General features: G+C 63.2%; 20 protein-coding genes. 15 read left to right on the top strand and 5 right to left on the bottom strand.

Features of this window, described 5'->3' with window-relative positions; genetic code table 11:
• The first annotated feature begins 64 nt into the window (after positions 1 to 64).
• The 7 genes from ACFIQF_RS19060 to plsY all read left to right on the top strand — a co-directional run bounded on the left by ACFIQF_RS19060 (position 65) and on the right by plsY (position 8,509).
• Positions 65 to 760 carry a LuxR C-terminal-related transcriptional regulator gene (locus ACFIQF_RS19060; protein ID WP_393945226.1) on the top strand — a complete coding sequence of 232 codons (696 nt, stop codon included), beginning with the start codon at positions 65 to 67 and terminating at the stop codon, positions 758 to 760.
• Positions 757 to 2,685 carry a sensor histidine kinase gene (locus ACFIQF_RS19055; protein ID WP_393945225.1) on the top strand — a complete coding sequence of 643 codons (1,929 nt, stop codon included), beginning with the start codon at positions 757 to 759 and terminating at the stop codon, positions 2,683 to 2,685. Before ACFIQF_RS19060 ends, ACFIQF_RS19055 begins: the two co-directional genes overlap by 4 nt.
• A 102-nt stretch (positions 2,686 to 2,787) precedes the next feature.
• The gene (locus tag ACFIQF_RS19050) at positions 2,788 to 3,849 is read left to right on the top strand and encodes an aldo/keto reductase (RefSeq protein ID WP_393945224.1); all 1,062 of its coding nucleotides are present in this window, start codon (positions 2,788 to 2,790) and stop codon (positions 3,847 to 3,849) included.
• A gap of 61 nt (positions 3,850 to 3,910) precedes the next feature.
• The gene (locus ACFIQF_RS19045) at positions 3,911 to 5,554 is read left to right on the top strand and encodes an OmpA family protein (RefSeq protein ID WP_393945223.1); all 1,644 of its coding nucleotides are present in this window, start codon (positions 3,911 to 3,913) and stop codon (positions 5,552 to 5,554) included.
• Between the two features lie 55 nt (positions 5,555 to 5,609).
• On the top strand, positions 5,610 to 7,298 hold the full coding sequence (locus tag ACFIQF_RS19040) for an ankyrin repeat domain-containing protein (protein WP_393945222.1): 1,689 nt from the start codon (positions 5,610 to 5,612) through the stop codon (positions 7,296 to 7,298).
• Between the two features lie 16 nt (positions 7,299 to 7,314).
• On the top strand, positions 7,315 to 7,806 hold the full coding sequence (ybaK, locus tag ACFIQF_RS19035; RefSeq protein ID WP_393945221.1) for a Cys-tRNA(Pro) deacylase: 492 nt from the start codon (positions 7,315 to 7,317) through the stop codon (positions 7,804 to 7,806).
• 70 nt (positions 7,807 to 7,876) lie between these two features.
• Positions 7,877 to 8,509, top strand: coding sequence for a glycerol-3-phosphate 1-O-acyltransferase PlsY (gene plsY / locus ACFIQF_RS19030; RefSeq protein WP_393945220.1), 633 nt, complete (start codon positions 7,877 to 7,879; stop codon positions 8,507 to 8,509).
• Between the two features lie 109 nt (positions 8,510 to 8,618).
• Here plsY and ACFIQF_RS19025 read toward each other — a convergent pair whose 3' ends face one another.
• Positions 8,619 to 9,065, bottom strand: coding sequence for a hypothetical protein (locus tag ACFIQF_RS19025; RefSeq protein ID WP_393945219.1), 447 nt, complete (start codon positions 9,063 to 9,065; stop codon positions 8,619 to 8,621).
• A gap of 167 nt (positions 9,066 to 9,232) precedes the next feature.
• On the opposite strand from ACFIQF_RS19025, the gene ACFIQF_RS19020 reads away from it, so the two are divergent.
• On the top strand, positions 9,233 to 10,033 hold the full coding sequence (locus tag ACFIQF_RS19020) for an aspartate dehydrogenase (RefSeq protein WP_393945218.1): 801 nt from the start codon (positions 9,233 to 9,235) through the stop codon (positions 10,031 to 10,033).
• Positions 10,034 to 10,066: 33 nt separating this feature from the next.
• On the opposite strand, the gene ACFIQF_RS19015 is transcribed toward ACFIQF_RS19020, so the two are convergent.
• On the bottom strand, positions 10,067 to 10,774 hold the full coding sequence (locus ACFIQF_RS19015) for a Crp/Fnr family transcriptional regulator (protein WP_393945217.1): 708 nt from the start codon (positions 10,772 to 10,774) through the stop codon (positions 10,067 to 10,069).
• A gap of 94 nt (positions 10,775 to 10,868) precedes the next feature.
• Here ACFIQF_RS19015 and ACFIQF_RS19010 point away from each other — a divergent pair, with 94 nt between their 5' ends.
• From ACFIQF_RS19010 to ACFIQF_RS18995, 4 genes are read left to right on the top strand one after another with little or no spacing between them, the layout of a single operon-like run.
• Positions 10,869 to 13,145 (top strand): TonB-dependent receptor, encoded by a 2,277-nt coding sequence (locus tag ACFIQF_RS19010; protein ID WP_393945216.1) that lies wholly within the window; start codon positions 10,869 to 10,871, stop codon positions 13,143 to 13,145.
• 4 nt (positions 13,146 to 13,149) lie between these two features.
• Positions 13,150 to 14,469 (top strand): MFS transporter, encoded by a 1,320-nt coding sequence (locus tag ACFIQF_RS19005; RefSeq protein ID WP_393945215.1) that lies wholly within the window; start codon positions 13,150 to 13,152, stop codon positions 14,467 to 14,469.
• Positions 14,466 to 15,575: a siderophore-interacting protein gene (locus tag ACFIQF_RS19000; RefSeq protein ID WP_393945214.1), complete on the top strand. Its 1,110-nt coding sequence runs from the start codon at positions 14,466 to 14,468 to the stop codon at positions 15,573 to 15,575. The genes ACFIQF_RS19005 and ACFIQF_RS19000 overlap by 4 nt, the downstream gene beginning before the upstream one ends.
• Positions 15,575 to 16,777, top strand: coding sequence for an MFS transporter (locus ACFIQF_RS18995; protein WP_393945213.1), 1,203 nt, complete (start codon positions 15,575 to 15,577; stop codon positions 16,775 to 16,777). The genes ACFIQF_RS19000 and ACFIQF_RS18995 overlap by 1 nt, the downstream gene beginning before the upstream one ends.
• On the opposite strand, the gene ACFIQF_RS18990 is transcribed toward ACFIQF_RS18995, so the two are convergent.
• The 3 genes from ACFIQF_RS18990 to ACFIQF_RS18980 all read right to left on the bottom strand — a co-directional run bounded on the left by ACFIQF_RS18990 (position 16,710) and on the right by ACFIQF_RS18980 (position 18,618).
• Positions 16,710 to 17,174: a hypothetical protein gene (locus ACFIQF_RS18990; RefSeq protein ID WP_393945212.1), complete on the bottom strand. Its 465-nt coding sequence runs from the start codon at positions 17,172 to 17,174 to the stop codon at positions 16,710 to 16,712. The genes ACFIQF_RS18995 and ACFIQF_RS18990 overlap by 68 nt on opposite strands.
• 36 nt (positions 17,175 to 17,210) lie before the next feature.
• Positions 17,211 to 17,927, bottom strand: a complete 717-nt coding sequence (locus tag ACFIQF_RS18985; protein WP_393945211.1) for a retropepsin-like aspartic protease family protein — start codon at positions 17,925 to 17,927, stop codon at positions 17,211 to 17,213.
• Between the two features lie 205 nt (positions 17,928 to 18,132).
• On the bottom strand, positions 18,133 to 18,618 hold the full coding sequence (locus ACFIQF_RS18980) for a YajQ family cyclic di-GMP-binding protein (RefSeq protein ID WP_393945210.1): 486 nt from the start codon (positions 18,616 to 18,618) through the stop codon (positions 18,133 to 18,135).
• 64 nt (positions 18,619 to 18,682) lie between these two features.
• On the opposite strand from ACFIQF_RS18980, the gene murB reads away from it, so the two are divergent.
• The 3 genes from murB to ACFIQF_RS18965 all read left to right on the top strand — a co-directional run bounded on the left by murB (position 18,683) and on the right by ACFIQF_RS18965 (position 22,379).
• Positions 18,683 to 19,783 (top strand): UDP-N-acetylmuramate dehydrogenase, encoded by a 1,101-nt coding sequence (gene murB / locus ACFIQF_RS18975; protein ID WP_393945209.1) that lies wholly within the window; start codon positions 18,683 to 18,685, stop codon positions 19,781 to 19,783.
• A 271-nt stretch (positions 19,784 to 20,054) separates the two neighbouring features.
• Positions 20,055 to 20,714, top strand: a complete 660-nt coding sequence (locus tag ACFIQF_RS18970) for a GntR family transcriptional regulator (protein ID WP_393945208.1) — start codon at positions 20,055 to 20,057, stop codon at positions 20,712 to 20,714.
• A gap of 123 nt (positions 20,715 to 20,837) precedes the next feature.
• Positions 20,838 to 22,379 (top strand): acetolactate synthase large subunit, encoded by a 1,542-nt coding sequence (locus ACFIQF_RS18965; RefSeq protein ID WP_393945207.1) that lies wholly within the window; start codon positions 20,838 to 20,840, stop codon positions 22,377 to 22,379.
• Positions 22,380 to 22,911: the final 532 nt, after the last annotated feature.

Raw genomic sequence — 22,911 nt, 5'->3', positions numbered from 1 at the left:
GCCCCTGAAAATACCCCGAATAGGGGATAGGCCAGCTGCTGCGCTTGCCCTAGGATGGGCTCCCATGACCACACCACTCGCCTTTGCACTTGAAGACACCTTGCTGCCCACGCCCGTGCTGGTGGTGGAGGACGAGCCTTTGCTGCAACAGCGCCTGCGCGGCGTGCTGCAGCAACTGGGCTATGGCGACGATGCGCTGCTGTTTGCTGCCACCTTGGCACAGGCGCGTGCCTTGTTGAGCGAGCAGCCGGTGGCGCTGGCCCTGGTGGATCTGCATTTGCCCGATGGCAATGGCCGCGAGCTGATTGCCCAGCTGCGTGCCGAAGACCCGGGCCTGGGCATTCTGGTGGTGTCGGCCTGGAGCTCGGAAGAATCTATTCTGGGCGCGCTGCGTGCGGGCGCCACGGGCTATGTGCTCAAGGAGCGGGAAGATTTTGAGGTGCTGCTCTCGATCCGCAGCGTCTTGCGCGGCGGCGCGCCGATTGACCCCTTTATTGCGCGGCGCATTCTGGAGTTGGTGCCGGCAGCGGCGTCGCCCGGCAGCGCCCCGGTGGCCGAGCCGGTTGAAACCCTGACCGAGCGCGAGGTGCAGATTTTGCGCCTGGTGGCCGATGGCTTGTCTAACCGGGAAATCAGCGAGCAGCTGTTTTTGTCGCGCTACACGGTGGACACGCACATCAAGCGCATCTACCGCAAGCTGGCCGTGTCCTCACGCCTGAGCGCCGTGACCGCAGCGCGTGCGCGCGGAGTGATTGAATGAGCCCGAGAGCTCCGGCTGGGGGCAACGGCTGGCTGTATCGCTGCCTGGCGCTGGCACTGCTGGTGCTGTGGCTGCTGCCGCTGCCCGCTCGGGCCAACCATGGGCCGGAGGCCTGTGCGCCGCAAATCCTCAGCGTGCAGGCGGCGCGCGACGGCTTGGGCGTGCGGCCCGAGCATGGCTGGGTAGATATCGAACTGCCTGACACCTGGACGCAGCGCTGGCCCGATTGGGGCGGCGCAGTCTGGTACCGCATTGTCTGGCAGCGCCACTGTGTCGATGACGGCAGGCCCCTGGCACTGGGCATAGATGGCTTCAGCATGGCTGGCGAGGTGTTCAGCAACAACGATCTGTTGTGGCGCGATGCGGACCTGGTGGAGCCGCTGTCGCGTGGCTGGAACAAGCCCCGCTGGTGGCTGTTGCCCGAATCGTCGCTGCGCAGCGGCAGCAATACCTTGTGGGTACGGGTAGTCGGTGTGCGCGAACTGTCGCCCGGCCTGGGGCCGCTGCGCCTGGGGGCGGCCAGCGAAGTGCAGGCTTTGTATGAGCACAAAACCTGGCGCCAGCGCACGGCATACACGCTGACCGCAGGCATGGGGGCAGCGGTGGGTGTGTTGTTTTTGGTGGTGTGGCTGCTGCGCCGCCAGGAGCAGGCGCTGGGCTGGTACGCGCTGGTGTCGCTCAGCTGGTCGGCCTATCTGGCCACCTTGCTTGCCACTACGCCTTGGCCGTTCTCCGATTCCTTGGGCCTGTCGCGGCTGAACATCGTGTTGTTTGTGCTCTACCAGCTGGGGTTTTGCCGCTTCACATGGCGTTTCAGCGAGCAGCAATGGCCGCGCCTGGAGCGGGCTTTGTATGCGGCGGCGCTGCTGGGCATTCTGGTGGTGGCTTTGGTGCCCAGGGTCTGGGTGCCCAGCGCGCTCTTTGCTGTTTGGAGCGGCTTTGCACTCATCGGCATGGCGGTTTGTCTGCAGCTGCAGTGGCATGTTTGGAGCTCCCCATTGCAGCGCCGCGATTGGCGGCTGGCGCTGCTGGCGCTGTGCTGGTTGATGCTGTTGCTGGTAGCGGTCCATGACGTGCTGCTGATACTGCGCAACTGGCAGGCACACGATACCTGGGGCCCAGTGGCGGCACCGCTCACCACCTTGCTGCTGGCCGTATTGGTGGGTACCCGTTTTGCCGCTGGCATGCAAAAGATCGAGCGCTTCAACCATGAGCTGGAAGACCGCGTCACCGTGGCCCGCAACCAGCTGGGCTACGCGCTGGAGCGCGAGCACGGCCAGGCGCTGGCCAATGCCAAGCTGCAAGAGCGCATGGAGATCGCCCACGATCTGCACGACGGCCTGGGCGCCAGTTTGGTGCGCGGCATGGCCTTGGTCGAGCAGTCCAAAACGCCCCTGTCCAAAGAGCGCGTGCTCTCGCTGCTCAAAAGTCTGCGCGACGATCTGCGCCAGATGATCGACTACGGCTCCAGCGCCAATGCCACCGTGCCTGCCACGCCTGTGCAGTTGGTGGCTCCGCTGCGCCACCGCAGCACGCAGATGCTGGACGCGATGCGTGTGGCCTCGGTCTGGAACGTGGCCCAGCACTGGTATGGGGGCATTCGGCCCACGGCCATCCAGTGCATGGCAATCACGCGCCTGATGGAAGAAGCGCTGTCGAACGTGGTCAAACACAGCCAGGCGCGCCAGCTCAAGGTGCTGGTGGATGTGCAATGGAACGCCGAAGCGCGCCACAGCCGTTTGCTGGTGCTGGTGGAAGACGACGGCGTGGGCCTGGATGTGGAGGCGGTCATGCAGGCCGGCCAATCGGTCGGCATGCGCAGCATGGCAGCGCGGGCTGAGCGCATGGGTGCCAAGTTTGGCGTGCAATCGCAGTCGGGCCACACCGTGGTCAGTTTGGAGCTGGAGCTGCGCGAGCCGGGCTGATACCTGGCTGCTTGGCTGCGCCGGTCGCCGTGCATAGGCGGCAGGCGCAGCTCCGAATGGTTTTACACTGGCGTTTTTCACCGCTCCCGCAAAACCATTCCTATGCAAGACATCCAACTTGGCCGCAGTGATTTGAAGGTATCGCCCATCTGCCTGGGCACCATGACCTTTGGTGAACAGGTGAACGAGGCCGACGCGCAGGCCATCCTGAGCCGCTCGCTTGAGCGCGGCGTGTACTTTTGGGACACTGCCGAAATGTATGCCGTGCCCGCCCGCGCCGAAACCTTTGGCGCTACCGAAACCATCATCGGCAACTGGTTCAAGGCCAACCCCGGCAAGCGCCAACAGGTGGTGCTGGCCAGCAAGGTGGCAGGCCCCTCGCGCGGCATGCCCTGGGTGCGCGAAGGCAAGGGCATGACGGCCGCCGACATCGTGGCCTCGTGCGACGCCAGCCTGCGCCGCCTGCAAACCGATGTGATCGACCTCTACCAGATCCACTGGCCCGAGCGCCATGTGCCCGCTTTCGGCAACCTCTATTACGACCCGAAAAAAGAAACCAGCGAAACCACGATCCGCGAGCAGCTCGAAGCGCTGGCCGGCCTGGTCAAAGCCGGCAAGATCCGCCACATTGGCCTGTCCAACGAAACGCCATACGGTGTGCACGAATTTGTGCGCCTCGCCGAGCAGCACGGCCTGCCGCGGGTGGCCAGCGTGCAAAACGCCTATTGCCTCGTCAACCGCAGCTGGGAAAACGGCCTGGACGAAACCTGCGACCGCCTGGGCGTCTCGCTGCTGGCTTACTCGCCGCTGGCCTTTGGCCTGCTCACCGGCAAGTACGACCAAAGCGGCATCACCGGCCCCAACGCGCCCCAGGAATGCCGCATTGCCGGCTACGAATCGGTGCGCAAACAGCGCTGGGGCCGCCCCGAAGCCCTGGTTGCCGCCAAGCGCTACAACCAGCTCGCCCGCGACAACGGCCTCACGCCCACCGCACTGGCTCTGGCTTTCTGCTACCACAAATGGCAAGTGGGCAGCACCATCATCGGCGTGCGCACCATGGAGCAGCTCGAAGAAGACCTGAACGCCTGGGAAGTAAAGCTGTCGCCCGAAGTGCTGGCCGAAATCGACAAGATCCGCTGGGAACTGCGCGACCCGGCGCAGTAAATCCAGGCGTACCGGCATGCACGCCCCATGGCCCCGATTTGGAGCAGGGGCTGCAGCATGCTTGGCCGTACTGCTGGTTCTGCTGCTGGCCGGGCCTGCGCAGGCCGGGAAGATTGCCTTTCCGGCCGATCTGTTCTTTGCAGAAAACAGTGCGCAGCTGGAGGTCCGGTATCTGGAGCGGCTGGATGTGCAAGCCTGCAAGGCCGTGCCTTATGGTTTGGAGCTGGTCGTGGTCTCTGCCCACGCTTCCAGCAATGAGCGCGATCCGCAAGGCCTCTCTGAACGCCGGGCGGCGGCTGTCCAACAATACCTGCAGGCGTTGACCGGTAAGCCGGTGGAAGCCGAGGCCAAGGGCGCCACACAACCGGTGGCCGACCCCAAAACACCGACCGGTCAAGCCAAAAACCGGCGCGTGGAAGTGGAAATGGTGTTCCAGATTCCTGACCAGCGCCCGGGCCCCGAACGCGAGCCCTGCCGCCCGCAGTGGGTCAAGCACTTGCTGGCAAATGCAAGCACGGCGCCTGTCGTGGCCAAAGCCTGGATCCGCGACTATCGCTTGGCCGCAACTGCGCCGTTTGAGGTGGCCTTGCGCGAAAAGCGTCCCGATATCTTTGCCGCGCTGGTGCAAGACGGCGGCATTGCCTTGTCCCACCAACAACATTCACAGGTGGCCCAAGCCGCGTTGGACGCGGGCGAGCTGGACTATGCGCTGGCTTGGGTGCGCCAAAACCAGGCCAACTTGAAAGCAAAGCAGCGCAACCCCCTGCTGCTGGCAGTGTGCCAAAGCCCGGCGGCCGAGAGCGTCAAACTGAGAGCGACCCAAACGCTTTACCAGCTGGGTGCGCGCAGCTTGGACGCAGCGCCCTTGGAGTGCGCGGTGAAGCAAGGTTTGCCTGGCCTAGTGGCCTGGTATTTGCAAAATGATGGGCCGCGTTTTGTCACCCCGGAAGCTGTGGTGGCCGCTGGCCCGCATCCCCAAGTGCTGCAGCAACTGCTGGCTACTGGCGCTGATATCCGGGCGCGGTCGAGCAACGGCAGCAGCCTGTTTTTCAGCACCCGCTTGAACAGCGTGGCTGACGCTCAGCGCCTGCTGGATGCGGGTCTTGACATCAATGCGCGTCAAAAGGATGGCGATACACCAATATTGCTGGCGCTGGGCTATGCGCCATTGGAGGTATTGCAATGGATGCGTGAGCAGGGGGCGACAGTGCCGGCATTGCAGGGCTTGAACGCCGCCAGGCAGCGCCCCGAGGTGCAGATCTGGCTGCTGGCCAGCGGCGTGCAGGTTCCGCCAGAGCAATTGGCGCTTGTCTTAGGCTTGTTGCAGGAGCGCGGCGACGATGCGTTGCCCGTGTTCCAGGCTTTGCAGGCGCAAGGCGCTTTTGTCTGGGACAGTGCAGCAGGCCGACAAGCCTTGGCCCAGGCTATTAGCCGTTGGCAGGTGGCGTTGGTGCGGTTTTTTGTGAATGCTGGCGTGGGCGACGAAGCCGTACGCCTGGAGCACGACAAACAGGCGCTGACACCTTTGGAGCGCGTCGAAGCGCTGGATATTTACCGGCGCTGGCGGCCTTGCATATCTTCAGTGCCGGCCAAATGGTGTCCGCCGGAGCATGAACCCATGCTTGACACAAACTTGGCGCAGAAGAAAACACAGATACTGGAGATATTGCGCCCGACCGGGTCTGCGGCTGTGGTGCGTCACTAGGGCCACAGGCAGTGGCTGGACGGGCAGAAGAAGGCTGAATCACAGGGAGGAGAAGATGCGGACCATCTTGCATATGGGCGTGCTGGCAGCTGCTTTGGTGTTTGCGTTGCCAGCGCACAGCACCAGCTACAAAACGTCCTATAGTTTGGATATTTTCTTCCTGCCAGGCTCGGTCCGGATATCGGAGGAAGAAGATAGCAAGCTGGAAGAGTTGCGTTGCAAAGTGGGCGACAACCACATAGAGGTGCTGATTGCGGTAGGCCATGCAGCAGCTGACGAGCCGGATGCCCAGGCGCTGAGCGAGCAGCGCGCACAAGCGCTCAAAGACTGGCTAAAGCGTCACACCGACTGGCCTGTCTATAGCGAAGGCAAAGGCGCCAGCCAGCCGGTAGCAGACAACAGCCTGGCCATGGGCAGAGCAAAAAACCGCCGAGTGGAAATGGATCTGATCGGAATGCTGACGTCACCAGACGCGGGTAGCCGCGCCAGCGATTGCCAACCCGCCTGGAAACAGCAATTGCTGGCATCGGCCAGCACGGCACCGACGGTGGCCACCGCCTTGGTAGAGCATGGCTTTGTGCAGCCACTGTCGCCTTTTTTGCTGGCGCTGGAGAAAAAGCGCGACGATATTTTTGATGCGCTATGGCAGCGCTCGGCTATCCGACTGACCGGGGAAGAAGCGCAGGAACTGGCCCGCAAAGCCTGGCATGCCGGCCGCAGTGACTTCTTTTTGCAATGGGTGGCGCGAGACAAGCAGGCGGCCAGGCCATCGATTCCGGCGCATGGCGATCGGTGGCTGTCCACCATCTGTACTAGCGAGGCCAGCGCTTCGGAGCGTGTGACCGCGCTGGATGCCTTGCGCGAAGCCGGCGCCCGAGTGGGCAGTGCCGCCACGATGGAGTGTGTATTGCAGCGCCAGACGCCCGTGGAGGTGCTGGATGCCTTGTTGCGCGCTGGCGGTCAGGCCTATCTGGATGTCGATTTTCTGGTGGCCAGCGGCTCGCAGCCGGCACTGGTGGAGCGCTTACTGGCCTTAGGCATGAACCCGAGGGTGGCCGACTCGCGCGGAGCCACGCTTTTCCACACCATGCTGCTGGATTCGCCTGCCACCGTGCAGCGCTTGTTGGACTGGGGCCTGGATATCAACGCCAAGGCGGTGGTGCCCAAACGCTACGGCAGCACGGCGGACCAGCCATTGGCCCCTTTGTATTTGGCGCTGAGGCAATGCGGCTGCGGCACCGAAGTGCTGGAGTACATGTTGGCCCATGGCGCTCGCTTGTCAGAAATCGGGCCGTTTGAGCCCAGGCGTTGGAGTGTTGTTGCGCAGCGCTGGCTGGTCGAAAAGGGTATTGAAGTCACCGCAGAAGCTATCGCCAGTCTGGCCGGTGACAACAACAACCTGCCGGTGTTGGCTGCCTTGCTGGCGCGAGGCATCAACCTCAATCAGCAAAGCGGGACTGGCCAAACCCCGTTGGCTCTGGCCATGGAGCAAGGCCAGGTAGAGGTGGTGCGCTTTTTGGTCGACCAGGCTCGCGTCGATCTGGGCCCGCAGCGCAACAGCAAAGGTGATAATCTGCCATCCGCTTTGGCTCTGGCCCAGAGCCTGAGTGTTTTGGAGTATCCGATAGTGCTCGTGCACGGCTCGAGCGCCAACACGAAGTCCGAGCCCTGGGTCAGCCCCGAGCGCCAAGCCCAAAAAGAAGCCATCATTGCCATTATTGAAGCGGCCGCGCCACGGCCCTGAGCCCGATCCATTCGCCATGAGCAAAAAAAACCATATCAGCGAAACCCCCGCCACCCAGTGGTTGAAAGCGAACAAGGTGCTGTTCTCCGAACACCCGTACGACTATGTGGAGCATGGCGGCACGGAAGAATCGGCCAAGCAGCTGGGGCTGGATGAGCACATGGTCGTCAAGACCCTGGTGATGCAAGACCAGGATGCCAAGCCGCTGATCGTGTTGATGCATGGTGACTGCAAGGTCTCCACCAAAAACCTGGCGCGGCAGATCGGGGCCAAGAGCATTGAGCCCTGCAAGCCCGAGGTGGCCAACCGGCACAGCGGCTATCTGGTGGGCGGCACCTCGCCGTTTGGCACGCGCAAGGACATGCCGGTTTATGTGGAGCAAAGCATTCTGGAGCTGCCGCGCATAGCCATCAATGGCGGGCGCCGGGGCTTTCTGGTGCAGCTCGATCCGCAGGTTTGTGTGCAAGTACTAGGCGCCAAACCGGTAAACTGCGCGCTGGCAGAATAACTGCTTTCGTCCACCATAAAAATTTACGCCAGTCTGCGCAGCCGTTGCTGTGCACGCAAGGGGAGCCGTTTTGAGTATTGTCATTTCCATTCTGGTCGCCATCCTGTCGTACCTCGTCGGTTCGCTGTCGTTTGCTGTCATCGTCAGCCGCGTCATGGGCCTGAACGACCCGCGCACCTACGGCAGCAAAAACCCGGGTGCCACCAATGTGCTGCGCTCGGGCAGCAAGGCGGCTGCTATCGTCACCTTGTTGCTCGATGCCGCCAAAGGCTGGTTGCCGGTGGCACTGGTAGCCTGGTTTGGCAAGCCTTACGGGCTGGAAGAGGGCACCATGGCGCTCGCCGGCCTGGGCGCTTTTCTGGGCCATTTGTGGCCAGTGTTCTTCAAGTTTGAAGGTGGCAAGGGCGTAGCCACCGCCTTGGGCGTGCTGCTGGGCTTCAGCGGCTGGCTGGGCCTGCTGGTGCTGTTGAGCTGGGTGGTGGTGGCCGCCATCTGGCGCTATTCGTCGCTGTCTTCGCTGGTGGCTTCCATCATGGCGCCCGTGCTGTATATCTTGCTGGGCGGCGAGCTGTGGGAGTTCAACCGCTGGATTTTCCTGGCCATCATCGCCATGTCCGGCCTGCTGATTTACCGCCACAAGCTCAATATTGAGCGCCTGCTGGCGGGCAAGGAATCCAAGCTGGGGCAGAAGAAGGACAAGTAAGCGGCTCTAGGTGGGGCGCGGCTTGGGCTGCGCGGTTTCCAGACCTGGATAAGGGCGATGCCGGTTTTGCTGGCATCGCTTTTTTGTTGGTTTGGCGAACTGCGCAGCCTCAGGAGATGCCGAGAATCAAGCCCTTTTTTTCGTTCACGGCGCGCTGAAGAAAATCGATGACGGCGCTGTAATGCCAGTGCGGATCTTCCTCTTCGTCATCGGGCAATTCCCATTCGTCGTAAGCCGTAGGGGCATCGAAGGCTTGAAATGTGCCCAGCAACGTACGGACCGCGTTGGGTGGGTAATACAGAGGCGGCCCCTGGTTCCAGTCGTAGCCGTCAACCAGCACATCACCATCATTGAGCAGTTGGTAAAACGGGTTGGATGCATCACTGGCCCAGCGGTCAAGGTCGCGATAGTCCAGCTCGTCAAAGACATCCGTGGCGCATGAAAAACCTTGCTCCGTTTGCCCATCCAGTATGGGGCCGAGCAATTGCGCCTGGGAATCCACAATACGCTGATGCAGCGAGGGAAGCACTTTGACCAATACAACAATCATCGACATGACAGGCCTTTCTGAGCGGAAGGGTTCGGTAAAAAGAATGCTATCGAATATAGGATATCAATCAATATGGGCGACGCTAAGGCTGCCTGTTCGCAGCTGAAACGCTATGCTTTTTGCCGCATAGTCCCAGGCAGCCCGCCTTGAGATGGGATTGTTCAGGAGAAAAAATGCAAATCGCAGTGGTGGGACACGGCGCTATAGGCGCGGCGGTGTTGGGCATGTTGCAGAACCAGGGCCGCGTTCAGGTGGGCTGGGTGGTAGTTTCGCAGTTGCGTGAATCGGTGCTGCAAGCGGTGCGCAAAACAGCACCTGGGGCGCAAGTGGTGACAGCTTTGCCTCTGGAGGCGCGGCCTGATTGCATTGTGGAGTGCGCGGGCCACGCCGCGGTAGAGCAGCATGTGCTGCCAGCGCTTGAGCGTGGTGTGCAGGCGATTGTGACCAGCATCGGGGCGATCAGTGCGCCGGGCATGCTGGAGAAGCTGGAAGCGGCGGCTGCCCGAGGGCAGACGCAAGTGCAACTGGTCTCCGGTGCAATCGGTGGCATGGACGCTTTGGCGGCAGCCCGTTTGGGCGGTTTGGATGCGGTGGTTTACACCGGGCGCAAGCCGCCGTTGGCCTGGCTGGGCACGCCCGCTGAGCAGTGCTGTGATTTGGTTGCGCTGCAAGAGGCGGTCTGTATTTTCGAAGGCAGTGCCCGCGAGGCAGCGCAGCTTTACCCCAAGAATGCCAATGTGGCGGCCACCATTTCTTTGGCCGGGCTGGGGCTGGATCGCACGCAGGTGCGTTTGTTTGCTGACCCAAGTGTGAGCGAGAACCTGCACCAGTGGGTGGCGCAGGGCGTTTTTGGGCAGATGGAAGTGCAGATGCGGGGCCGGGCTATGGCGGGCAATGCCAAAACCTCTGCACTGACGGCTTTCAGCGTGGTGCGTGCGGTGCTGAACCGGGTGGCGCTGGTACGGATCGGGTGATGAACAGCTAAAGCCTGGTTCAAGCCGCAAATCCTAAGCCCCATAGCGCCGCAGCCCATCAATATCTTTCAGCCGTACGCTGCGGTAACCCACTTCCACAAACTGCTGTTTCTCCAGCTCCAGCAGTGCTTCGTTAAAGCGCGCCCGTGATACCTGGCAAAAATCGGCCAGCTCGCTTTGGGTGATATTGAGCAGGCCGGCGTCGGGGAAGGGAAAGTTCATGGGCGTCACCAGCGAGCCCAGGCATTGGGCGACGCGGCTGGTCACGCCCGTGCATTGCTGGGCGGTGAGCAGGCGCATGAGCTGGTGGGTGCGCTCGGCCATCAGCTCCAGCAGGAACTGGCTGAAAGCCGGTGCGGCCTGGCGCAGCGCGTGGAAGGCATTGGTCGGCAAGGTCAGCATGGTCAGCGGGTGCAGGGCGATGGCGTCGCAGTCCATGCGGGCGCCGGGGCGCAGCAGATAGGTTTCGCCAAACCAGCTGCCGGCGTAGCCGCACAAGGTGATGGAGCGGCCGTCTTCGGTAGGTACGCAGATTTTGGCGGCGCCGCGCAGCACGCCAATCCAGCCCTGGGGTGCGTCGCCGCTGTGCCACAGGTGCTGGCCAGCGCGTACGTGGCGTAGCCGCAGCTGCGGGTGCACCAGCTGCGCCGCTTGCTCGCCGCTCAGCGTATGGGCCCACATGCAGTGCTGCCACTGGGCCAGCACCTGCTCCATGGTAAGAAAAGCGGTTGGGGTTTGCATGTGTATTGAGAATTGTTCTCAAAAGAACAGACCTCGCATTCTCGCCGATTTACGCTTTGTCCCTTGTAGTTGTAAGCGTACCGACGGACCGAACATGAAAAAGCAGGGGAAGCAGATCACCATTCCAAAGGCCCAGGCGCAGTGCCGCCTTCGCCCCGTGGCCTTGGCCATGTCTTTGGCGGGCGGGGCGCTGGCCTGGCCGGCGCTGGCGCAAAGCCAGGCCCAGAGCCAGACCGAGCAGGCCAGCAGCGCTGCCGAGCCAGAGCTGGCGGTGCAGCGTGTCACTGCCAGCGCCGCGCCGGCCATTCGCAGCGAGCTGGCGCAGACCACGCAGATTATTGAAAGCCAAGAGCTGCTGCAGCAGGTGAACGGCGGCAAAAGCCTGGCCGAGGCGCTGGGCCAGCTGGTGCCGGGCGTTGATCTGGGCGGCCAGTCGCGCAGCAATTTTGGCCAGAACCTGCGGGGCCGCACCATGCTGGTGATGCTCGACGGCGTGTCGCTCAACAGCTCACGCGGTACGGCGCGGCAGCTCGATTCGATTGATCCGTTCAACATCGAGCGCATCGAGGTGCTCTCGGGTGCGAGCGCTTTGTATGGCGGCGGTGCCACTGGCGGCATCGTCAACATCATCACCAAAAAAGGCAGCTCGGCCGGGTTGCAGTTGGGCAGCGAAGTGGGCGTGACCTCGGGTTTCCAAGGCTCGCGCGACCACCAGTACCGCCTGGCGCAATCGGTGGCCGGTGGCAACGAGCGCGTGCAAGGCCGCTTGGGCATTGCGCTGCAGAACAACGGCAGTTTTTACGACGGCAAGGGCCAGCCGGTGCGCACCGATATTGCGCAGACCGATGCGCAAAACACCAAGGGCGTCGATCTGCTGGGCAACCTGCAGATCAAGCTCAGCCCCGAGCAAAGCCTGGGGCTGACCGGCCAGTACTACCGCAACAAGTTCGATGGCTCGTCCTACCTGTATGGCGGCCCCAATCTGGCCGGCATCATGGGCGGCAAGCCCGAGCTGCTGGAGCAGCGCGGCGGTTTTGTGAGCGATGTGATGCCCAAGACCGAGCGCGCCATGTTCAATGCCGATTACCACGCTGCGCGGGTGTTGGGCGGCCAAGATCTGTATGTGCAAGGCTATTGGAGGCAGGAGAAGCTGGACTTCGCGCCTTTCCCCAGCTCGGTGGTCACCGCCTCGCGCCAGAACACCGATACCTGGGGTTTGAAGGGCGCCTTGTCCAAAACCTGGGGTAACCTAAATCTGCGCTATGGCCTGGATTGGGAGCGCGAGAGCTTTGACGCGCAGGGCGCCGTGTTCGACACCGCACAGTCGCTGGCCTCGGGCGGCATGGTCAACCACCAGATCGGCAGCGTGGGCCGCTACCCCGGCTACCGCGTAGATACGGCCGCCGCCTTTGCCCAGGCCGAATGGAAGCTGGCCCCGCAGTGGACACTGAACGGCGGCCTGCGCTACCAGCGAACCAATCTCACGGTGGACGATTTTGTTGGCTACACCCAGCAGGTTTACATGCTGCTCGGCCGTGGCAAAACCGCCGATGCGATTGCCGGTGGCAAGAACAGCTACAACGTGAGCCTGTTCAACCTGGGCGCGCGCTACCAGCTGGACGCTGCGCGCAGCACCTGGCTCAATTACGCCGAAGGCTTTGAGCTGCCCGACCCAGCCAAGTACTACGGCCAGGGCAGCTATGTGGCCAATGGCACGCACTGGCAGCTGCTCTCGGGCATAGACCCGAAAAACTCGCCGCTCAAGGGCATCAAAACGCGCCAGGTGGAATGGGGCTTCAAGCAGGCCAGCGGCGCGCTGCGGGCGCAGACGGCGCTGTTCTACGCCTGGTCCGACCAGACCTTGCAGGTGAACAACGCCAACAACAACATCACCATCAACGTGGCCGACGACAAGCGCCGCAACTACGGCTGGGAAGGCGCGCTCGATTACACGGTGGCGCGCGGCTGGGATGTGGGCGGCAATGCGCTGTGGATCCGCTCCGAGAGCCAGCAAAACGGCAACTGGGCCAAGCAGAGCATCATGACGGCGAGCCCGTCCAAGCTCTCGGCCTATGTGCAGTGGAGCCCGAACCCGGTCACGCTGCGTTTGCAGGCCACGCACATGTTCACGCTCAAGGACGCCAGCGCGCTCAAGATCGACGGCTTTACCGTGGTCGATCTGATGGGCGGCGTCAAGCTGCCGGTGGGGCGGGTCAACTTTGGCGTGCAAAACCTGCTGGACAAGCAATACCTGACCACCTGGTCGCAGCGCGCCATGGCCTTGTACGGCACGGGCGCGGTGTCGCCGCAGGCCTTTGCCTTCTACGGGCGCGGCCGCACCTTTGCCGTCAACTACGCGGTGGAGTACTGAAACCATGCAAGAGCAGACTGCGCACCTGGCTGCGCAGCCGGGCGCGGCCGTACAACTGGCGCCGCGCCCTTGGCGTTTCTGGGCCGTGCTGGTGGCGCTGTATGTGGCGCAAGGTGTGCCCTCGTATTTGATGATCATGACGGTGCCGGCCGCCTTGCGCGCCGCCGGCATGCCGCTGCAGCAAGTGGGCATGCTGTCCATATTGATGCTGCCGCTGGTGCTGAAATTCCTCTGGGCGCCCTGGGTGGACCGCCTGCGCCCGCTGCGTTGGGGCCACCGGCGCGGCTGGATCGTCTGCACCCAACTGGCCACGGTAGCCTGCATTGGCGCGCTGGCCTGGGCCGGGCCGCAAGCGCCGATTGCGTTGATCGTGACAATCGGCATGTGCATGGCGCTCAGCATTGCCACGCAAGACATTGCCACCGACGGCTACGCCACGCGCCAACTGCGCAGCGAAGAGCTGGGGCGCGGCAACGCCATTCAGGCCGCATCGGTGGCGGGCGGCGTGCTGATTGGCGGCAGCTTGGCGATGTGGTTGGTGGAGCACTGGGGCTGGCTGCCTACCATGGGCTTGATGGCGCTGCTGTGCCTGCTGCCGTTGCTCAGCCTGCCTTGGATGCTGGAGCCCGAGCTGGAGGCCGATGCGGGAGTTGGCGCTGCCGAAGCCGGGGTTACGAAGCCACTTTCACCTGGCGCACAGCGCCCGAGCATTCGCCAGTTTTTTGCCCGGCCTGGCGTGGGCGCGGTGCTGGCTTTGGCCGTGGTGTACCGGCTCTCCGAAGGCATGTTGCGCTCCATGGAAAGCAGCTATCTGCTGCACAGCGGCCTGGGTTTGGGGCAGGTGGGCATCATCGCCGGCACTGGCGCGGCTGTGGCCGGGCTGGCGGGCAGTTACTTGGCGGCGCGCTGGTTGCAGCACCGCAGCCGCGCCCAGGTGTTGCTGGGCCTGAGCGCGCTGCGCGTGCTGGCGTTTGTGCTTTTTCTGCTGCATTCCTGGCACTGGCTGGGTGGCACCGCGCCGCTGGCGGCGCTGGCTGTGGGGCTGAGCGTGCAGCGCTATATGGAAATGGTGGCGCTGTACGCGCTGTTCATGGCCACCTCCAGCCGCCGCCAGCCGGGTACGGATTTCTCTATCCTGGCCTGTGCAGAGTTGCTGAGTTACATGCTCAGCTCCATCGCCGGCGGCTTTATTGCCAAGCAGTTGGGCTTTTCGGGCTTGTTCGCTGTGGGCAGCGTGCTGGCGCTGGCTTGCTGGTGGGCCACCTGGTATTTGTTGCGTCACAAGCCGATGACCGCAGTGGGCGCGGCGGAGGGCGCAGCATGAGCGCGCCAATCGCCAAGCCTTTGGATGCGCTAATCCAGTTACCGCGTGCTGCGGCCTTTGTGCAGTGGCTGGTAAGCCATTGGCGCGACGAAGGCATTGCCGTGGAGCAGCCTGCGCCGGAGCGCGTGTTGCTGAGCCTGGCCGGCGTGGGCGCGGTAGAGCTGCAGGTGACGGCGACGCGGCAGCTGGCCGTGTTGCTGCGGCCGGCCACGCCGCGCATGGGCGAGTTGATGCAGCTCTCGCTGACCGAGCACCTGGGCGAGTTTGCCGACGAAATGCGCTGGCCCGATGGCAGCTGGCACGTGGCCTGGAGCGGCCAGACGCCGCGCAGCAGCGCGCAACTGCAGGTGCTGCAAGTGCAGAGCAACCAGGCCATCACGCCTTGCATGCGCCGCTTGCGCCTGCAAGGCGAGGGCGTGCTGGCGTTGGCCGACGGCGGCCTGCATGTGCGCATGTTGCTGCCTTTGCCTGGCCAAGCGCCGGCCTGGCCCACGGTGCAAAGCGATGGCCGTTTGCAATGGCAGCCCGGCCAGCCCCGGCTGCCGCGCCGCACGTATACGATCCGCGCTATCGACCTGGAGCAGCGCTGGATCGAGGTGGATGTGCTTTTGCACCGAGATAACGAAAGCGAAGGTAATGGCATCAACGCTTCGCCCGGTTCCAGCTGGGCCGAGCAAGCGCAGCCGGGCAGCGCGGTGGGCGTGCTCAGCCCGGCCGGTGGTTTGCTGTTGAACGCTGCGCGTGTGGTGCTGGTAGCAGATGCTTGTGCGCTACCGGCAGCGGCGCGCATGCTGCAAGCTGCGTCAGCCGGCGCGTCGTTGGATGTGCTGTTGTGGGTAGCCGACGAGGCAGAGCAGGCCGCCTTGGATGTAGAGCCCACCAGCGCGCAAATCGACTGGATATGCGCAGGCAAGCCCGGTGCATCGGCCCCGGAGATTGCGCGGGTTTTGCAGTGGCTGAGCCAGCGGCCCTGGCAGGATTCCCATCCGGACACGGTACTGTGGGTGGCAGGCGGCTTGCCGCTGACACAGGCCGTGCGCCGCTGGACGGCCGAACAAGCCATACTGCGTGGCGTGCGAACCATGATTCATACCTATTGGCGCTGATGACTGCTCCCAACTCCGCTGCCACCGGCCCGCGTGCCATCCCCAAAAGCGTGTGGGCGCTGGGCTTTGTCTCGATGTTCATGGACATCTCGTCCGAGATCGTGCATGCGCTGCTGCCCATTTACATGGCCACCGTGCTGGGCGCCACGGCCTTGCAAGTGGGCTTGATTGAAGGCATTGCCGAGGCCACGGCGGCCATCACCAAGGTGTTTTCGGGCGCCATCAGCGACCGTTTTGGCAAGCGCAAATTGTTGGCGGTGATCGGCTACGGGCTGGGCGCGCTCACCAAGCCGGTGTTTCCGCTGGCCACCGGCATGGGCTGGCTGGTGGGGGCGCGCTTTGTTGACCGCGTGGGCAAGGGCATTCGCGGTGCGCCGCGTGATGCGCTGGTGGCCGATGTCACACCGCCCGAGCTGCGCGGCGCCGCCTATGGCTTGCGCCAGACGCTGGACACGATTGGCGCTTTCACCGGCCCGCTGCTGGCGATGGCGCTGATGTGGTGGACGGCGAACAACTACCAGCGCGTGTTCTGGTTTGCGGTGTTGCCAGCATTTATCGCCGTCGCCATCTTGGTGATTTTTGTGAAAGAGCCCGAGCGCGCGCCTGCAGCCGCCGCTCAGCCGCGCCGTTTTCCCCTGCAGCGTGCCGAAATGGCTCGCCTGGGCCGCGCTTATTGCTGGGTGGTAGCCGTTGGCGTGGTGATGACTTTGGCGCGCTTCAGCGAGGCTTTTCTGGTGCTGCGCGCTGTGGACGCAGGCCTGCCTGCCATGTGGGCGCCGCTGGTGCTGGTGGTGATGGGCGTGGCCTACGCGCTCTCGGCCTACCCGGCGGGCGCTCTGTCCGACCGCTTGCCGCGCCACCAGGTGCTGGCTGCAGGCATGGTGCTGCTGGTGCTGGCCGATCTGGCGCTGGCCTGGCTGCCCGGCCTGTGGGGCTTGGCGCTGGGCGCGGCGCTCTGGGGCTTGCATATGGGCTGTACCCAAGGCTTGCTCAACGCCATGGTGGCCGACACCGTGCCGGCCGATTTGCGCGGCACCGCGTTTGGCGTGTTCCACCTGGTCACCGGCGTTGCCTTGCTGCTGGCCAGCCTAATTGCTGGCGCCTTGTGGGACAGCTGGGGCTACCAGGGCACATTCATGGCCGGGGCGGTGTTTGCGGGGTTGGCGACGCTGGGGTTTGGGCTGCTGCGACAACGGGCCTGAGCCAGTATTTGTTCAAAAGGTACCCGCTCAGCAACACCGAAAGAGGCAGCCCATACAAAAGCAATAGCTTCCACCACCATTGGCTGAACCAGAGCACGATTCCCGTTAATAGCGGGCTGTTGTCAAAATATCCCTGTGCCTGCAGGCCCATCAGTTGCTGATTGGCAGAAGACATCAGGCTGTTGAGAGGGTGTGCCAGCAGCTGCCACAGCAGGTAGCCCAGCAAAACGGCAAAGCTCGTAAACAGCAGCTTGATTTTCGGGCTGGCGGGCTCACGCCGAACATAGGCGATTGCGATCCAAACGGGGCTGAGGTACCACAGCCCAAAGGCGAGCAGTTGCAGGGCGTCCAAGAGGCCCCAAGACTGGAAGAATGTGGATAGAAACTGCCAGTCCATGTTGCTCCAAGCTCTATGAGAAAGGCCAGCCGCGCCTTACCTCATCCGGTCCAAAGTCAGTTGCTGGCCAGTGCGGTTCATCTGGAAGCTGTTCAAAAAGCTGTTGCCCAGCAGCACATAGGGCATGTCGTTGGACATGATGACCGCGTCCACATTGCGCAGCTCCACGTCGGAGACGCGCACGGTGTTCAGTTTGAGGCGCCAGCCTTGGGCTACGCCGTTGGCGGTGCCCATCTGCACGCGCTCGCCCTTGCTGTAATCAATACCTAGTTTTCGTGCTTCGGCCATGCCCAGGCTCACGGTGGTGGCGCCGGTGTCCACCACAAACTGGGTGGCCTTGCCGTTGATCATGCCCGGCGTCATGAAGTGGCCGCGCGTGTCGGCCATCAGCACGATGCGGCCGGTGTTGCTCACGGGCAGGGCGCTGCCGGCCACGCTGACGGGCGATTCGCCCATGCGCACGGTAAAGGTCTTGCCGTCCATGCGGATCTGGGCTTCGCCGTCTTTCACGCTCAGCACCTGCAGCTTCTGGTAGCTGCTGCCAGCTTCCACCGCTTTGGGCGCGCCGCCGTCAATCACCAGCAGCGCTTTATTGCCCAGAATGCCGGTGAGGGCGACGCTGTGCGAGGCCGCAGCCTCGTTGTTTTGCGCCCAGACGGCCTGGCCGGCACCCAGCGTCAGAAACGCGGCCAGCAGTGCGAAGCGCACAGGGGCAAGAGCGGGGCGACGAGCAGGTTGGGGCTGATTTTTCATATGCAAACAGCGGCAGAGCCAGCGGGTAGGGGACAGAACAAAAAACTTAGGCGACAGGAGTTTGCTAACGCCTGCCGCCTAACCATAGCAAATTACGTATCACTTGGGGCTGATGAAACGCGGATTGCCTGCCGGTTTGTGTTAACTATCGTTGCTTTTGATGCATTTTGAATTATTTATCGTCCATGGGCTGCCGCAGCGGGCATCAATCGCGGAAATTGTTGAAAGACAGCGGCACGTCGGTCACGTCTTTTTTCAGCAGCGCCATGGCGGCCTGCAGATCGTCGCGCTTGGCGCCGCTCACACGCACCGCGTCGCCCTGAATGGCCGCTTGCACCTTCATCTTGCTGTCTTTGATGAGCTTCTGGATCTTCTTGGCCAGCTCTTGCTCGATGCCGTTGCGCACCTTGATGACCTGCTTGACCTTGTCGCCGCCGATCTTCTGCACATTGCCCTTGTCCAGAAAGCGCACGTCCACATTGCGCTTGGTGAGCTTGTTGCGCAGGATTTCCTCGACCTGCTGGAGCTGGAAGTCGGCGTCGCCGAACAGCGTGATCTCTTTGTCCTTGAGCTCGATCCCGGCCGAGGTGCCCTTGAAGTCGAAGCGGGTGCCAATTTCCTTGGCCGAATTCTCTACAGCGTTCTTCACCTCGACGAAATCGGCTTCGCAAACCGTGTCAAACGATGGCATAAATACTCTCCTTGCGCGCGCGGCGTAACAATAAAGGGGTCGCCACAAGTGCGACAATCTGCCGATGTTAGTCGAGAAAAATGCCCCGCTGCAGCAGTACAACACCTTTGGCATCGTGGCCCGCGCCACCAACCTGGTGCGCGTGCAGTCCGAACAGGATATCCGTGATTTTCTGGCCGGCCCGCCTCTGGGCGCGAGCCGCCAGGTGCTGGTGCTGGGGGGCGGCAGCAATATCGTCATCACCGGCGATGTCGAGCCCACCGTGTTCAAAATGGAGATCAAGGGCAAACGCCTGGTGGCCGAGACGGACAAGCACTACATCATTGAGGTAGGTGCCGGCGAAGTCTGGCACGAGGTAGTGGCCTGGAGCGTGGCCCAGGGCTACGCCGGGCTGGAGAATCTGGCGCTCATCCCCGGCACCGCCGGCGCAGCGCCAGTGCAAAACATTGGCGCCTATGGCGTAGAGCTGCAAGACCGCTTTGATTCGCTGGACGCCATCGATCTGAGCAATGGCGAGAGCTTCAGCCTCAACGCCGCGCAGTGCGCGTTTGGTTACCGCGATTCGGTCTTCAAACACGCGCCTGCCGAAACCATGCCGCTCACCATGATTGCCCGCGCCAGCGGCAGCACCACGCCGCGCGGCATGGGGCTGGCAGGCCGGGCGGTTATCACCCGCGTGCGCCTGCGCCTGGCCAAAGACTGGAAGCCCGAGCTCGGCTACCTGGATCTGACGCGCAAACAGGCCGAAAAAGGCGTGGCCGAGCCCAGCGCGCAAGACGTGCTCGATTGGGTGGTGGAGATTCGCCGTGCCAAGCTGCCGGATCCGGCGGTCATCGGCAATGCGGGCAGCTTCTTCAAAAACCCGCAGGTGAGCGAAGAGCTGTGCGAAGACATCATTGCGCGTGAGCCCAAGATCGTGCACTACCCCATGCTCGACGGCAGCGTCAAACTGGCCGCCGGCTGGATGATCGACGCCTGCGGCTGGCGCGGCAAAAGCATTGGCAAGGCCGGCGTCTACGAAAAGCAGGCCCTGGTGCTGGTGAACCTGGGCCAGGGCGACAACAGCGTGACCGGCGGCGAGGTGGTAACGCTCGCCCGCGCCATCCAGGCCAGCGTGTACGAGCGCTTTGGCATCCGCCTGGAGCCGGAGCCGGTGGTGTGGTGAGCGCATAGCGCCGGCTTGCCGCGGCCACGAAGCCTTTCACAAGCGCCTGCGGGCGCTTTGTTGTTTTTTCACTGGCGCGCAACGGCTGGCTGACACCACGGCCTCGGGTGCTTGCGGGTGCAGCGCAAGCCGGCAAATGCGCGAAGACGATGCTTGACATTGTGCTTAGCACTGGTGTGCTCAATACCATTTGCGCGAGCGCAAAGTACGCGGCAAAATGTCTTCGTGAGTTTTTGTTTATTGCGTTGCCAAATGGGATAGAGGTTCATCCATGGAGTTGATGCAGGATGTGCGGTCTTATAGCTTGCGTGAGCAGGTGCTGCAGCATGTGCGCTCCCAGATCATGTCGGGTCGGGCGCCAGCAGGAACGGTGTATTCCGTGCCCAGCCTGGCCGCTGAGCTGAAAGTCTCGACCACCACGGTGCGCGAGGCCTTATTGGTGCTGTGTGGTAACCATCTGCTAACGGCCTTGCCCAACCGGGGTTTCCGTGTGGAGGGCATGACGCAAAAAGAGCTGGACGACCTGTTCACCATGCGCGAGCTGGTAGAGCGCTTTGGCATGGAAACGCTGGCGCGCAAAGGTATCGACAAGGTCGACCATCTGCTGGCGCTGGCCGACGACGTGGCCGATGCCGTCAAGCGCCGCAGCATCTCTGACTTTATAGAGACCGACATGCTCTACCACCAGGCTTTGCTGGATGCGGTGGGCAACCCGCTGCTCACCCAGACGGCGATGAAAATGCGTGAAGACATGCGTCTGTACGGCATTGAGTCGCCCGAGGGCTGGCAGCGCCAGCTCGATTCGGCCCAAGAGCACTACGACATGATCGCGCTGGCGCAAAGCAACAGCGTAGTCGCCATGGGGCGCCTCACCAGCAAGCACATTCTTGCCTGGAAGCCGCTGTTCAAGGCGGCGCTCAACCAGCCCTGACCCCCTGCCCAACGGCCCGCAGCCCGGGCCGCCATGCCATCTGCGTGACCGGCCAAACGGCCGCTTTGCCCGACAATGCGCTGCAGCCATTTGTTGAACCCGCATAGAAGGAAGGCAGCCCGCATGAACGGCGCAAAAAGCCTGGTCAAGACGCTCTTGGCCGCTGGCATCGATACCTGTTTCGCCAACCCTGGCACGAGCGAAATGCATTTTGTCGCCGCGCTCGACCAAGTGCCCGGCATGCAATGCGTGCTGGGTTTGCAAGAGAACGTGGTCACCGGCATGGCCGACGGTTATTACCGCATGGCCCGCAAACCAGCCTGCACTCTGCTGCACTGCGGCCCGGGCCTGGCCAATGGCCTGGCCAACCTGCACAATGCGCGTCGCGCCCGCAGTGGCATCGTCAACATCATTGGCGACCAGGCCACCTACCACCGCCCGTACGATGCGCCACTGACGGCCGATACTGACGCGCTGGCGCGCAGCGTCTCGGCCTGGGTGCACACCGCTACGGCAGCACCGCAAGTAGGGCGCGACGCCGCTTTGGCAGTGCGTGCTGCGCAGACCTTCCCCGGCCAGATCGCCAGCCTTATCTTGCCTGCCGACACGAGCTGGGGCGAAGGCGGCGTGGAGGCCGCGCCTTGGCCCGTGCCCGCACCGGTGGCGCTGGACCCCCACGCTATAGAAGGCGCAGCCCGCGTATTGCGCAGCAGCCGCAATGTGCTGCTGTTGCTGGCTGGCGATGCCGCTTTTGCCGCTGGCCAGCAACTGGCCTGGCGCGTGGCGCAAGCCAGCGGCGCGGCCATCATGCTGGACTATGTTTGCGCCCATGTGCAGCGCGGGCGCGGGCGTTTGCCGATAGAGCGCGTGCCCTATGGCATGGAAGCGGCCATCAAGGCGCTGGCACGTTTTGAGCACATCATTCTGGTGGGCGCCAAGCCGCCGATCGGCTTTTTTGCCTACCCCGGCCTGCCTTCGGTGCAATACGCGCCCACCACGCAGCTGCACACGCTGGCCCGCCCCGAGCAAAGCGCCACCGAAGCCTTGCAAGCGCTGGCCGAAGCCTTGGGCGCGCCCGCCGTGGCCATGCCCGACGTGGGCCCGCGCCCCAGCGCAGCCAGCGGCGCCCCCACGCCCGAAGCGGTGGCGCAAACCGTGGCAGCGCTGATGCCGGACAACTCCATCGTCTCGGACGAATCCATCTCCTACGGCCGCGGCTTTTACCCGCACACCTTTGCGGCGCCCGAGCACGATTGGCTGCACCTGGGTGGCGGCGCCATTGGCGACGGCATGCCCGTGGCCACCGGCGCGGCGCTGGGCGCGGGCAAGGCGCGCCGCGTCATCAACCTGCAGGCCGACGGCTCGGCCATGTACAGCCTGCAATCGCTGTGGACACAAGCGCGTGAGCGCCTGCCGGTGACCACCATCTTGCTCAACAACAGCAAGTACAACATCTTGATTGGCGAGTACAAAAACGTGGGCGCCACGCCCGGCGCCACGGCCATGAGCATGCTCGACCTGGGCAACCCAGGCATCAGCTGGGTGGGCCTGGCCCAAGGCATGGGCGTGGCTGCGGCCCGCGCCACCACCATGGATGAGTGCGCAGATCTGATGCGCGCCAGCTTTTCACAGGCTGGGCCGTTTTTGATTGAGCTGATGGTGTGAGATAGGCTGGGTGAACCAGCATTGTTGAAGAACAAGGGGCTTGCGGTGGCAAGCCCCTTGTTCTTGTGCGCCCAGCATGGGTGCACTCCTGCGGGCTTGTCATTTTTGCGTCTCGAAGGGTGGTTTTCTAACTGGCGTTGGTGTGTTTTGCTTGCAGCAGCTGGCCGGGTCTCGCCCCGGCGGGCGACCTCCTTTCTTGCTGCACGGCAAGACAGGAGGCAAAGAAACGTGCCCTACATCCAGCGTCCCCCATTGCCCCGCGAAGCGGGTCAATGGCGGCAACCTGCGATCACAGCAAATAGCGGCGTGCGGCCCAACTCACTGCGCGCTAAAGCGCTCCGATCAAACAGCGGCCGCAAGTCAGAGCACGAAGTTTGGCTGTCCTGCGGCAGCCAAACCGCCACTATTTGCTGTGATCGCAGGCGCTGGCTGAAGGGGTGGGACGAGACATCCTAAACAGCCAACAGCCAACAGCCAACAGCCAACAGCCAACAGCCAACAGCCAACAGCCAACAGCCAACAGCCAACAGCC

Source organism: Comamonas trifloxystrobinivorans (genome assembly GCF_043359985.1).
Classification (GTDB): domain Bacteria; phylum Pseudomonadota; class Gammaproteobacteria; order Burkholderiales; family Burkholderiaceae_C; genus Comamonas; species Comamonas trifloxystrobinivorans.
The sequence above is the reverse complement of the archived record's forward strand: the minus strand, read 5'-3'. Positions and strand labels throughout refer to the sequence as shown.